General features: G+C 44.2%; 10 protein-coding genes, 1 tRNA gene, 1 pseudogene and 1 riboswitch. Of the genes and pseudogenes, 4 read left to right on the forward strand and 8 right to left on the reverse strand.

Annotation, left to right across the window (positions count from 1 at the left end; translation table 11 throughout):
• Positions 1 to 3 precede the first annotated feature (3 nt).
• Together lon and lonB are read right to left on the reverse strand one after the other, a co-directional pair.
• On the reverse strand, positions 4 to 2,355 hold the full coding sequence (gene lon / locus AC58P7_RS16510; protein ID WP_497344645.1) for an endopeptidase La: 2,352 nt from the start codon (positions 2,353 to 2,355) through the stop codon (positions 4 to 6).
• Positions 2,356 to 2,516: 161 nt separating this feature from the next.
• Positions 2,517 to 4,235, reverse strand: a complete 1,719-nt coding sequence (lonB, locus tag AC58P7_RS16515) for an ATP-dependent protease LonB (RefSeq protein WP_497344647.1) — start codon at positions 4,233 to 4,235, stop codon at positions 2,517 to 2,519.
• A gap of 168 nt (positions 4,236 to 4,403) precedes the next feature.
• On the opposite strand from lonB, the gene AC58P7_RS16520 reads away from it, so the two are divergent.
• Positions 4,404 to 5,102, forward strand: coding sequence for an N-acetylmuramoyl-L-alanine amidase family protein (locus AC58P7_RS16520; protein WP_497344649.1), 699 nt, complete (start codon positions 4,404 to 4,406; stop codon positions 5,100 to 5,102).
• A gap of 1 nt (position 5,103) precedes the next feature.
• On the opposite strand, the gene AC58P7_RS16525 is transcribed toward AC58P7_RS16520, so the two are convergent.
• The 6 genes from AC58P7_RS16525 to AC58P7_RS16550 all read right to left on the reverse strand — a co-directional run bounded on the left by AC58P7_RS16525 (position 5,104) and on the right by AC58P7_RS16550 (position 11,670).
• Complete coding sequence (locus tag AC58P7_RS16525; protein WP_497344749.1) at positions 5,104 to 5,880, reverse strand: divergent polysaccharide deacetylase family protein; 777 nt, start codon at positions 5,878 to 5,880, stop codon at positions 5,104 to 5,106.
• 200 nt (positions 5,881 to 6,080) lie between these two features.
• A complete protein-coding gene (gene ispG / locus AC58P7_RS16530; RefSeq protein WP_497344651.1) occupies positions 6,081 to 7,181 on the reverse strand; it encodes a flavodoxin-dependent (E)-4-hydroxy-3-methylbut-2-enyl-diphosphate synthase in 1,101 nt (366 codons plus the stop codon).
• Positions 7,182 to 7,278: 97 nt separating this feature from the next.
• Positions 7,279 to 8,547, reverse strand: coding sequence for an ATP-dependent protease ATP-binding subunit ClpX (gene clpX, locus AC58P7_RS16535; protein ID WP_497269069.1), 1,269 nt, complete (start codon positions 8,545 to 8,547; stop codon positions 7,279 to 7,281).
• A gap of 12 nt (positions 8,548 to 8,559) precedes the next feature.
• Positions 8,560 to 9,150, reverse strand: a complete 591-nt coding sequence (clpP, locus tag AC58P7_RS16540) for an ATP-dependent Clp endopeptidase proteolytic subunit ClpP (RefSeq protein WP_068665411.1) — start codon at positions 9,148 to 9,150, stop codon at positions 8,560 to 8,562.
• A 195-nt stretch (positions 9,151 to 9,345) separates the two neighbouring features.
• On the reverse strand, positions 9,346 to 10,647 hold the full coding sequence (tig, locus tag AC58P7_RS16545) for a trigger factor (protein ID WP_497344653.1): 1,302 nt from the start codon (positions 10,645 to 10,647) through the stop codon (positions 9,346 to 9,348).
• 111 nt (positions 10,648 to 10,758) lie between these two features.
• The gene (locus tag AC58P7_RS16550) at positions 10,759 to 11,670 is read right to left on the reverse strand and encodes a hypothetical protein (protein ID WP_497344655.1); all 912 of its coding nucleotides are present in this window, start codon (positions 11,668 to 11,670) and stop codon (positions 10,759 to 10,761) included.
• A 165-nt stretch (positions 11,671 to 11,835) separates the two neighbouring features.
• Here AC58P7_RS16550 and AC58P7_RS16555 point away from each other — a divergent pair.
• From AC58P7_RS16555 to AC58P7_RS16565, 3 genes and pseudogenes are all read left to right on the forward strand, one after another.
• Positions 11,836 to 11,909 (forward strand) — tRNA-Arg (locus AC58P7_RS16555).
• A 109-nt stretch (positions 11,910 to 12,018) separates the two neighbouring features.
• Positions 12,019 to 12,218: riboswitch (cobalamin riboswitch) on the forward strand.
• 149 nt (positions 12,219 to 12,367) lie between these two features.
• A pseudogene (locus AC58P7_RS16560) lies at positions 12,368 to 13,041 on the forward strand (uroporphyrinogen decarboxylase/cobalamine-independent methonine synthase family protein); the annotation flags it as partial.
• A 49-nt stretch (positions 13,042 to 13,090) separates the two neighbouring features.
• Positions 13,091 to 13,354 (forward strand): hypothetical protein, encoded by a 264-nt coding sequence (locus tag AC58P7_RS16565; RefSeq protein ID WP_497344751.1) that lies wholly within the window; start codon positions 13,091 to 13,093, stop codon positions 13,352 to 13,354.
• The last annotated feature ends 5 nt before the right edge of the window (positions 13,355 to 13,359 follow it).

The raw sequence follows: 13,359 nt of genomic DNA on the forward strand, positions 1-13,359 counted from the left end.
TTTCTAAGTCGATCCAACGTTAGCCGTCGGCTTATTTTTGATAAGTGCATGTTCGAGCACTTGATCCATGTGACTGACGGGGATAAAGGTCATCTCCGTACGGACACTTTCTGGAATTTCGATAATGTCTTTCTCATTATCCTGTGGAAGAAGGATGGTCCGAATACCCGCACGATGCGCGGCAAGTGCCTTTTCCTTCAATCCTCCGATCGGAAGTACGCGGCCGCGAAGCGTGATCTCTCCTGTCATCGCAACTAAGCGAGAGACTGGAATGTTCGTCAATGCGGAAATTAACGCGGTTGCCATCGTAATACCTGCTGACGGTCCATCCTTCGGAATAGCTCCTTCGGGGATGTGAATATGAACGTCATTTTTCTCATGAAAATCAGGAGCTATACCAAGGACATCAGCACGTGAACGCGTATAACTGAAAGCCGCTTGAGCGGATTCCTTCATTACGTCGCCCAACTTACCTGTCAATGTTAACTTGCCTGTGCCAGGCAATACGGATACTTCTATGACAAGCGTATCTCCGCCCACTTCCGTCCAAGCAAGACCTGTTACTGCCCCTATCTGGTCCTTCTCTTCTGCCACATTATACTTAAACTTGACGGGACCTAAATAGTCACTCAGGTTTTCTTCTGTGACATGAACAGGAGTCTCAGGGTCAGATACGATCTTCTTGGCTGCTTTGCGATTCATACCTGCAACTTGCTGCTCCAGATTTCGCACGCCCGCTTCCCGCGTATATTCGCGCACGATCTTCATCAAAGCGGCCTCATCAACGACAAGTTGCTCTTCTTCAAGACCATGATCACGCTTCTGCTTAGGAAGTAAATATTTCTTGGCAATTTGGAGTTTCTCAATCTCCGTGTAACCCGGAATATATAGAACCTCCATCCGATCTAACAGAGGGCGGGGAATATTATGAACAGCATTGGCTGTGGTCACAAACATCACGTTGGATAAATCAAAAGGTACTTCAATGAAATGATCACTAAAAGTGCTATTTTGTTCAGGATCTAGAACTTCAAGCAGCGCTGAAGCAGGATCTCCGCGGAAATCCATCGCCATCTTGTCAATTTCGTCTAACAAGAAAACAGGATTATTCGCACCAGCATTCTTCATTCCTTGAATGATTCTACCAGGCATCGCGCCGACATACGTACGACGATGGCCGCGAATTTCAGCCTCATCTCGGACGCCGCCAAGTGATATACGAATAAATTGTCTTCCCATAGACCTAGCAATTGAGCGGGCAATTGACGTTTTCCCGACACCAGGAGGGCCTACTAAACAAAGAATTGGACCTTTGAGCTTTTTAACCAGCTTCTGAACGGCTAGGTACTCTAGCACGCGTTCTTTGGGCTTCTCTAAACCAAAATGATCCTCATTCAGAATTTCTTCTGCGCGATCTAGATCTAAATCATCGTCCGTTTGTTTGTGCCACGGAAGCCCTAACAACCAATCAATGTAATTGCGAATAATGCCTCCCTCCGCAGAGGTTGCTGGCATTTTCTCCAATCGATCGATCTCTTTTTCGACCTTCTCACGAACTTTATCTGAGAGCTCCGCTTCAGCCAGTTGGTTACGCAACTCATCAACTTCACCGGCACGACCTTCTTTATCCCCAAGCTCCTTCTGAATAGCCTTCATCTGCTCACGGAGATAATATTCCTTCTGCGTTTTCTCCATTTGCTTCTTCACACGCTGACTAATCTTGCGTTCAAGTTCGAGTACTTCTCGCTCATTATTCAGAATATTAAGCATTTTCTCGAGCCGTTCACGAACATCAACGGTCTCGAGAATATCTTGTTTATCTTTGATTTTAAGCGATAAATGACTACAAATCACATCTGCCAACCGACCAGGCTCATCGATGTCAGACACCGCAGCAAGTGTTTCAGGCGTTACTTTTTTCGATAAATTAATATAATGCTCAAATTGGCTAAGCACACTTCTCATTAAAGCATCGATCTCAGGATCCGAAACTTCTTGCTCCGGCAATTCCTTCACGGTGACTTCGTAGTACTCGTCATTCGTCAAATACTCAACAATTTCGGCGCGTAATACACCTTCAACCAAAACACGAATTGTGCCATTCGGTAATTTAAGCATTTGCCGCACTTTCGCAATCGTTCCAATGCGATAAATGTCCTCTTTGGTTGGTTCTTCTATGTTGATCTCAGATTGAGAGCAGAGGAGAATCATGCTGTCATCCACCATTGCCCGCTCGAGTGCTTTCACCGATTTTTCTCGCCCTACATCCAGGTGTAGAACCATGCTCGGATAGACCAGCAGTCCCCTAAGAGGCAATAACGGCAATCTGCGCACCTTCATTTTTCCAGGCCCCATCCTCTGCACCTCCAATAATAGGGATCTTTGAACAAATGTTCAAAGTCTCTCCTTGTCTATGTGGGATTTTCTCCCTGCGTTGCCCTTTACATTTTAACAAAACTCCAAACAAAACACCAATTGAGAGCTAACACGTTATGGAAGATAACGCAAAGCCTGCTTTAAGAGTCAATTGTATGCTGTGAATTGGCATGTAGAATGGGTAAAGTCGTAGCCGGAATGGTTCTCTCCAAGGAGAAAGGCAACGGAATCACATTATCATGAAGCTCAATACCTAACGCAGCAGCGAGCACTTCCTCAATTGTTTCTGCCGCCACAACTTCAACACCTGGTAAATCAACAAACAGTGCTTGCCAATTTTCCTTTGGAATAATGACGCGGGTAGCTCCAGCTTGGAAAGCTGCCTCCACTTTTGCCACAACTCCGCCAACAGGCTTCACTTTCCCATGAATGCTCATTTCACCTGTCATTGCTAGTTTATTGTCTACAGGTATTTTATGTATGGCAGAGGCAATTGCCGTAGCCATCGAAATACCTGCGGAAGGTCCGTCGATCGGCACACCGCCCGGAAAATTAATATGCAGATCATAATCCGACGTATTAAAACCAAGCTTACGAAGAACCGTCAGTACATTTTCCACTGAACCTCGGGCCATGCTTTTCCGACGAATGGTTCGGGAGCCTCCACCCATTTCTTCCTCATCAACGACTCCTGTAATATTGAATTTCCCTGTACCTGCAACTGCAATTGGAATTGCTGTTACTTCTATTTCTAATAGTGTGCCCAAATTAGGACCGTAGACAGCTAAGCCATTGACAAAACCAATTTGCGGCTGCGCTGGTACTTTTCGCTCGGGGCGAGGTGGAATTTGTGAGGAATTCACAACCCATTCGATATCAGCGGCGGTGATCTCATCCCTTTTATCCGTTAAGGCGATACCTGCGGCCAATTGAATCACATTCACAGCCTCACGACCGTTCGTTGCATATTTCGTGACAACATTTACAGCTTCTTCACATTTTTTGAAACCAATTTTATCGAGAGCTTTTCGTGCAATTTCTCCTACTTCACCAGGCAGAAGCGGACGGAAGAAAATTTCTAAGCAGCGCGAACGAATAGCAGGAGGAATTTCACTTGGCGTACGTGTCGTTGCCCCTACTAAGCGGAAATCGGCTGGTAGTCCATTCTGGAAAATATCATGAATATACCCTGGAATATTGGCATCCTCAGAGCTGTAGTACGCACTTTCTAGGAATACTTTACGGTCTTCAAGCACCTTTAATAATTTGTTCATTTGCGTCGCATGTAATTCACCTATTTCATCAATGAACAAGATGCCGCCATGCGCCTTGGTTACAGCCCCAGGCTTCGGTTGTGGAATACCAGCAACCCCCATCGCTCCAGCTCCTTGATATATTGGATCATGCACAGAGCCGATCAATGGATCAGCAATACCTCGCTCATCAAAGCGTGCTGTCGTAGCATCGATTTCTGTAAATTTGGAGTCAGGCCGAAAAGGAGACTCTTGATTTTTCTTTGCTTCTTCTAATATGACACGTGCAGCTGCCGTTTTACCTACCCCCGGAGGGCCATAAATAAGCACATGTTGGGGGTTCGGTCCACAAAGTGCGGCCTTCAGTGCCTTCAACCCTTCAACTTGACCAACAATATCCTGCATAGAAGAAGGTCTTGTTTTCTCCGATAATGGTTTGGTTAATGAAATGGATCTTAATTTACGGAGTTTTTCTAATTCCTTCCTAGATTCTCTATCCACTGCAGACTTGTTCGTCTGTTGATTTCGCAGCAAATTCCAGAAATACAACCCGATTACAACTGCAAAAAACACTTGAATTACCATTAAAATGATACTTAAACTCATGTGTTGAACCTCCTTATACACTGTCATCATTGATTAAGCACGTTTTTCTATTTTCTTCCTTTATTAACTTCCATTATTCCCGTGTAAAAGAAGGTTAATCCAATCCATGCAAACTTTTGCATCACGTATGATAGTCTCCTTGCAAACGAAGGATAAGAGGAGATATTCATGCAAAAGGATGTGGCGGGCTTGAAACAATACTTATTGATTATCGTACTGTCGCTATTTCTTTGTTTGCCAAACTCGCAGGTAGCTGCGGCTGATCAAGATCCTCTTCTTCCATCCGCAGACATCATTATTGACGTAGGACATGGCGGAATCGATAGCGGGACCATGGTTGGCAAATACGAAGAGAAAGATATGAATCTTGCTATCGCAAAGAAAACGTATAAGTCTCTTCAAAAAAAAGGATATCGCGTTATCATAAATCGAACCCAGGATTATGCCTTAAGTGATGACAACAAATGGTCCTACGGGGGAAGACACCGCAAAGATCTAGCTCAACGTTCTGGACTAGCCAATACCATTAAGCCGAGCATGATGCTCAGCCTGCATATCAATTGGTCTAAAAACTCGGGTAGCCGCGGCCCACTCGTTATTTATCAAAATCAATCTGACAGTATTTTGCTTGCAAACCTCTTACAAGACGCTTTGAATCAAGTCTATGGTACGGAAGAGCTTCCTGTTCTTGGGAAAAAGTATCATGTTCTCAAGTATACAAAATGCCCCTCCGTTATCGTGGAGCTCGGATTCCTATCAAATAAATCGGATCGCAAGCTGCTAAATGACAGTCATCATCAAGCGAAACTCGCCAAAGCAATAACACAAGCTGTGGATCAATATTTCTCTATGACCCATCCAAAGTAGATTATTTGACCATTTGTGAAATGGGGACAAATGTGGCTTCCTTTTGAATAAATGGGATTGCCTCTTTGATTACATGAGCAGTCTTCTTCCCGGGAGGGCCTACATGACCAATCGCGATCACTTCGTCCTTGTCATGAATTAATTTTTTCAGCTTGATCATCTGCTTATTGATATGACTGTACGTATACAAGTCATCGAAAAACAGCTGATTATCTGCATGTGGCACACCCCGTGAATCAGCAATCTTGCCTATTAAACTCTTTGGCGTAGTTCTACTGTCCAGAAGTATCAAATTCCGCTCTTTGCATATCTCAATCAGGATTTTCATCACTCTTTCATCTGCTGTCGCTTTGGAGCCCATATGATTATTAATGCCTATGGCGTATGGCACATCGTCAATCGCTGCCACAATCCGTTTATGAATTTCATCGTTGGATAAATCCGTTGTAATTGCACCTGGACCTAACCAACTCTTCTTCCCTCTCACAGGCTCCATTGGCAGGTGCAAAATGACCTCAAGTCCTCTGTCATGAGCTAACTGTGCATCCTGCTTCGTAGAGGGCAAGAATGGCATTACAGCGACTGTGAACGGAATGGGCAGCTTCAGCATTTCAGCCGTTCCCTCCATGTTATTGCCAAAATCATCAATGACGATAGCTACCTTCTTCGTCGTAACGGCCGTAGGTTGCTGCGGGTTTACGCCAGGCTCCGCTCCTGTAAATCCTGGATTAACAAGCAAAATGGTTCCGGTGATTAGCGTTAGAGTCACCTGTCGAATTGCTCTGTATGTTGAAAAAAACTTCATCCTCTTCTCCTCCTATTGCTTTAGAAAGACTTACTGAAATTGAGCATGCTTTCCAGTTTCACTCATTATGCTTCTCTTCTCCTTTAAATATGCGCAAATTCATGTTCAACCAAAAAAACCGTTAAAGACTCATTAGCTGAGTTCTTTAACGGCTTATAGTGGTTCTATTCAAATTAGTGTTGCTTACGACCAGGTATAACACCTGTTTGTTCATAGGAAGCCACAATAATATCAATTTCCTTTTTTAACTCACTAAGCAGCTCAGCTTCTGGCACTTTACGAATCATCTCGCCATAACGGAAAAGCATACCTTCTCCACGAGCTCCTGCAATACCGATATCCGCTTCCCTTGCTTCACCAGGTCCGTTTACCGCACATCCCAAAACAGAAACCTTGATAGGCACTTTGATTTTAGCAATGTAATCCTCTACTTCATTCGCAATGGAGAACAAGTCAATATCCAAACGACCACAAGTCGGACAGGAAACCAGCGTCGCGGCATTCGTAATCAAACCAAACGTCTTAAGCAGCTCTCTTGCCACTTTGATCTCTTCAACAGGGTCCGCACTCAAGGAAATGCGAAGCGTGTTACCGATGCCCATATTGAGCAAAGTCCCAATGCCCGCAGCACTCTTCACGGCGCCCGTGAATAAAGTTCCGGCTTCTGTAATCCCAAGATGAAGCGGATAGTTAAAAGCCTTCGCAGCTTGCGAATACGCAGCAATCGCCATTGGCACATCTGAAGCCTTCAGAGATACGATTATATCTTGAAAATCTAGTTCTTCCAAAATGTTGATATGAAACAAAGCACTCTCTACCATAGCTTCTGGTGTTGGGTAGCCATATTTTTCAAGAAGATGATTCTCTAGCGAACCTGCATTAACTCCTATACGAATCGGAATACCGCGTTCTTTACAGGCCTTCACAACTGCTTCAACCTTTTCACGTCGCCCGATATTACCTGGGTTAATACGCACTTTGTCAATCCCATTCTCAATCGCGGCAAGTGCTAAACGATGATCAAAATGAATGTCAGAGACGAGTGGAATATGAATTTGTTTCTTGATTTCTTTGATCGCTTCCGCGGCCTCTTTATTATTCACGGTCACACGTACAAGCTGGCAGCCTGCTTCTTCTAGACGAAGAATTTCTGCTACCGTTGCTTTTACGTCAGCCGTTTTCGTTGTGCACATGCTTTGCATGATCACTTCGTTACTGCCACCGATCGTTAGATCGCCAACACGCACGGCTCTAGTATCTCTTCTATGGAACATTTTGGTTCCTCTCCCCATGACACCAAACATCCTCCGCTCCAATTCCCAGAAATGGAAATCGGATTGGAGGCTGTCTGTTATTTTATGAAATTATGGTTTAAGCACTTTCTTCCTTCTTCTTGCCTGTTGGCTGTGCGCCTTCTTTGGTCGTCAGAACAGGCGTGATCTTGTTTTGAACCGTTTCTTTCGAAACAACACAAGAAGATACGTCAGTTCTTGAAGGAACTTCGAACATCACATCAAGCATAATGCTTTCAATGATGGCTCTCAGACCACGAGCACCGGTGTTCCGTTTAATCGCTTCTTTGGCAATCGCATCCAGTGCTTCTGCATCAAATTCAAGCGATACGTTATCCATCTCGAGCATCTTCTGGTATTGTTTCACGAGCGCGTTCTTAGGCTCGGAAAGAATACGCACAAGCGCAGCTTCATCCAGCGGCTCAAGAGTTGAAATAACCGGTAAACGACCTACGAATTCCGGAATTAATCCGAATCTCAAAAGATCCTCTGGAAGGACCATGGATAGGTATTCACCAGGTTTCAAATCAACTTTCGCGCCATCTGTGCTAAAGCCAATGACTTTTTTACCGATTCTGCGTTTGATAATTTGCTCTAAACCATCAAAAGCTCCGCCACAAATAAACAGAATATTCGTCGTGTCGATTTGAATGAATTCTTGATGCGGATGCTTACGACCACCTTGTGGAGGTACGGAAGCTACAGTGCCTTCAAGAATTTTGAGAAGAGCTTGTTGTACACCTTCACCGGAAACATCACGTGTAATGGATGGATTCTCGGATTTACGTGCAACTTTATCAATTTCATCAATATAAATGATGCCGCGCTCTGCTTTTTCAACATCATAATCAGCAGCTTGAATTAATTTGAGCAAGATGTTTTCCACATCTTCACCCACATAACCCGCTTCTGTTAAGGATGTAGCATCTGCGATCGCAAATGGCACATTCAAAATTTTCGCTAAAGTTTGAGCAAGAAGCGTTTTACCGCTACCTGTTGGCCCTAGAAGCACGATATTACTTTTTTGAAGCTCAACATCTTCAAGCTTGTTCTGGGAATTAATCCGTTTGTAGTGGTTGTATACCGCTACAGCCAAGGATTTCTTCGCTTGTTCTTGACCAATGACGTATTGATCCAAAATATTACGAATTTCTTTTGGTTTCGGAACATCCTTCAGATCGAGCTCTTCTTCATGTCCTAATTCTTCTTCCACAATCTCCGTACAAAGCTCTATACATTCATCACAAATGTAAACTCCCGGTCCGGCAACAAGTTTACGAACTTGGTCCTGGGATTTTCCACAAAAGGAACATTTGAGTTGGCCTTTTTCATCGTTAAATTTAAACATGGGATCACTCCTTTATTTCAAGTCGTTTCGAGTGATAACCTCGTCGATTAACCCGTATGCTTTCGCTTCTTCAGCGCTCATAAAGTTATCCCGGTCGGTGTCTCTTTCGATCTTTTCAAGCGGCTGTCCCGTTCGGTCCACGTAGATCTGGTTGAGTTTATGCTTGGTCTTGATAATCCAATCCGCATGGATTTTGATATCGGTTGCTTGACCTCTAACACCGCCGAGCGGTTGGTGGATCATGACTTCTGCATTCGGCAGCGCGTATCGCTTACCTTTGGCTCCTGCTGTCAAAAGCAAAGACCCCATACTTGCGGCCATACCTACACAAATCGTAGATACATCCGGTTTAATAAACTGCATGGTATCAAAGATACCCATTCCAGCCGTAACAGACCCACCAGGTGAGTTGATATATAAGTGAATATCTTTTTCAGGGTCCTGGGCGGATAAAAAGAGCAGCTGGGCAATGACCAAATTAGCCACATCGTCATCAATAGCGGTCCCGATGAAGATTATGCGGTCCTTAAGTAAACGCGAGTAGATATCGTAGGAACGTTCCCCACGAGCCTCTTGTTCTACAACCATAGGAATAAGACTCATTGTACCAACTCCTTTTGCGGCAATCGCCATGTTCTCTCATTTGAGATTCATTTACAGTTTAACACGATTGGGCAGCAATGTCATTTTTCTGAAATCAGCTATGTAAGCGGTAATACGTATGTACTAAGGAGTTTCGCCTTAAATTAGGGTAAAAGAAAGGCACGTTGCTTGCGTACGTGCCTTTACTTACCTTATTTACACGGCTGCGGAAACATGCTTGCTATTTTGAAGCAAGAAATCAACCGTTTTTCTGATTACTAGATCATTGCTAAGACCTTCAAGAGATCCGTTTGAAGCGAACAGCTCACGAAGCTCAGCTGTTGATTTTTGGTAAGACGGTGCATATTTCTCAAGTTCCGCGTCAACTTCTTCGTCGGATACTGTGATTTTTTCTGCAGCTGCGATAGCTTCAAGAACAAGGTTGTTACGAACACGCTTCTCAGCATCTTCTTTCATTTGTTCTTTCAATGCGCTCTCGTTTTGACCGGAGAACTGGTAGTAAATTTCAAGCGTCATGCCTTGGGAGCGAAGACGTCTTTCGAATTCTTTTACCATGATATCAAGTTCAGCTTCAACCATCGAACCTGGAATTTCAACTTCTGCGTTAGCAGCAGCTTTCTCAACAACCGCAGTTTCAAGAGCAGCTTCGGAATCTTTCGCTTTGCGCTCTTGCATACGTTTTTGAAGCTCTTCTTTGTACTCAACAAGTGTATCGAACTCACTCACGTCTTTGGCGAACTCATCATCAAGCTCAGGCAGATTTTTGCGTTTGATATCGTGAATTTTCACTTTAAACACAGCTGCTTTGCCTTTCAGATCTTCGGAATGGTAATTTTCAGGGAAGCTAACATTAACGTCTTTCTCTTCGCCTTTACCAAGACCTACAAGTTGCTCTTCAAAACCTGGGATGAAAGAATTGGATCCAAGCTCAAGCGAATACTTCTCCGCTTTCCCGCCTTCGAATGCTACTTCATCAACGAATCCTTCGAAATCAAGAATAACGACGTCGCCATTAGCAGCTTGTCCTTCTTCAAGAACAACCAATTCAGCATGACGCTGTTGTAAACGTGCAAGCTCTTCATTCAATTCATCTTCAGAAACCGTAGCGTTAACTGCTTCTACTTCGATTCCTTTGTAATCGCCAAGCGTTACTTCAGGCTTAACAGTTACTTTTGCTTTGAATTTCAAGACTTGACCTTTACCAAATTGCTCAACATCTACTTCAGGACGATCAACAGGCTCGATTTTAACCTCTTCAATCGCTTCAACATAAACTTCTGGCAAAATGATATCCAAAGCATCTTGATACAAACTTTCAACACCGAATTTAGCTTCAAAGATGGAACGTGGCACTTTCCCTTTACGGAATCCTGGAACATTCACTTTCGCTGATACCTTTTTAAATGCTTTATCCAAAGCATCTGCTACACGTTCTGCCCCAACTTCAACTTCAAGAACGCCAACGTTCTTCTCTATTTTTTCCCAACTTGCTTTCATTTTATGCCTTCCCCTCCAAAAATGTACCATGACATATATTTTTCACGTTAAGCTCATTATAACCATTCTATTATACCATATAACATTTTCATTTCAAGGCGCGCTTTGTTCTTAGATAGGATCTGGGGTAAATTGCTTGACAAAAGCGCTAAGCACGTTGTGCGCTCGCTTCCATTCCAGCGTCATTGCATCCACAATTCCATACGTTTCTAGCAACTCCTCGCGCTCAACGGTACCAAACAATTTTTCTTGCAGAATCGCATGCAGCGCGGAGGCCCACACGTCTACCGCACTTTCTTCTGTCCTCAGTAACTCTGTGTAAATCGAGGTTCCATACGCATAGGCAAGAAACTCCTGCCAAGTCTGGGTGGCAAAGTAGACAAAGTCAGGTTGGCTTATCTCACTAATGTCCCCGACTCTGCGAATCATATCACGAATACGTAATGGAAAATCCTCCGCGGTAAGCGGGGTTTCATCAATTTCGACGAGCACGGTTTTACCGTTTTTGGGAAACTCAATATACCCATGCTCCCCCATCTGTTTAAGCGTCTGCAGTGCTTTGAATTGCAGATGCGGGTGTCTGGCCCTTTCACAAAGCCAGGTCTTTACGAATTGGCTCACCTCGGGTTGCTCAATATAAGCAAGCTGTTCCAAGGCGCTAACTTGTCCTTCCAATGTTCCTTCTTGAAGCATCTTTTGCAACTTCATCACAAAAGCTCCATCATCTGAGGCTGCCTTTTCATGAATGTACTGCCGCAATAAGGCGGATTCTTCCTCTGAATCCTTCTCGTCTGCCTCTGTAGATGGAAACATCGTTTCTGGAAACATTGTGAGCAACCAATGTCGCAAGGCTTCCCATTGCTCGGATTTATTCGTGTCGACAGTGGGAAACTGCAGGAGATAAGTAAGCATCTCAAGTGCTTCTTTATATTGCTCGGAGCGTAACAGCTTCGTTAGCTCGTCTTCATAAAACTTTTCTGTTTTAGGAAAAAGGATGACATTATCCAAAGTAGGGTCTGACATAGGGATCACCTCTGTTCGTGGTCTCGCTTGTGACAGTTTACTCCATCGACCAAATGAATGCAAAAATAAATATTCAAAGAAGTGTTGACTTCCTACAAATCGATATGATATTATAACTCTTGCTTCGCCAAACGGATCACGTCCATGCGGTAAGAAGTGACCTATGTCTCAGTAGCTCAGCTGGATAGAGCACACGCCTTCTAAGCGTGCGGTCGGGGGTTCGAATCCCTCCTGGGACGTCAAGCAAGAGGAAAGACCGCGAGAAATCGCGGTCTTTTTTTCATTTCCAGAACATTAAAAAACAAAAGTCTTTGCATGATCTGCGATATCATGTATAGTATTCATCAATTGCATATTGTGGGAATAGGTGCTCTTGTTTAGCCAAATAAACGAGAGCTTAAAAGGGAAGTTCGGTGTAATACCGACGCGGTCCCGCCACTGTAACAGAGGAGTCGACGCTTGAGGTGCCACTGATCGAAGGATCGGGAAGGCTAGTGTTTGACGAGGATTCTGGAGCCAGGAGACCTGCCTAATTCTGACAGCACTGTTTTTACCTACGGGAGATAGGGAGGTGTTAGAGATCATAAACACTGTATACACATACACAGGGTATCTTTAACCTTTTTTATTAAGGTTAGGGATGCCCTTTTTTGATTTCCGGAGGTCGTAAACAACAAAATTTGAGGAGGATTACAACATGTGCGCATTAATGAGCAGTAATTTAGGATATCCAAGAATTGGTGAAATCGTGAGTGGAAGAAAGCCTTAGAAGCTTTCTGGGCAGGCAAATTGGATGAAAGCGAGTTTTCAAAGCAAATTGAAGACATCCGTCTTCATAACCTGCGCCTGCAGCAGCAAAAAGGGATTGACCTTATCCCTGTCGGCGACTTCTCCTTGTACGATCACGTTCTAGACACGTCTACTATGTTTGGACTAGTTCCAAACCGTTTCCTTTACGCAGGCGGCGAAGTACCTCTTGCAACGTACTATGCGATGGCTCGCGGCAGCCAAGGGGCGACGGCTTGTGAAATGACGAAATGGTTTAACACCAACTATCATTACATTGTTCCTGAATTACAAGACGCACGGCCGGAACTGACGATCAACAAGCCACTAGAAGCCTATCGGGAGGCAAAGCAGAAGCTTGGCATTCAAGGCAAGCCTGTCATTCTCGGCTTATTTACTTTCCTTAAGTTGGGCAAGGGTTATAAAGCTGAGGAAATCGACCGTCTTATTGCGTTGTTCCTCCCGCTCTATGTACGTATTTTGACAGAATTGGCTGCTGAAGGTGTGGAATGGGTACAAATCGATGAACCAATTCTCGTACAGTCATTGAATCCAGCTGATTTCGATCGCGTTAAGTCTATCTACAGATGCGGATGTCATCTCAATCGAAACATCTAGAAGTCATGGGGAGCTGATTCACAGCTTCGAGGAGCATACGTATGATCAAGGAATCGGGCTTGGTGTCTATGACATTCACAGTCCGCGCGTCCCTTCCGTAACGGAAATGGTTGAAATGATTGAGCGTGCACTTCAGGTGCTAGAGCCTGAGCTATTCTGGATCAATCCAGACTGTGGTTTGAAAACGCGAGGCAAGGAAGAGACCATTGCCGCTCTACGCGTTATGGTCGAGGCTGCTAAGCTATTCCGACCAAGCAGAAGCGAGCTCATCCCTTCCTAAGGTTA

It is taken from the genome of Paenibacillus sp. J22FR5 (assembly GCF_059691975.1).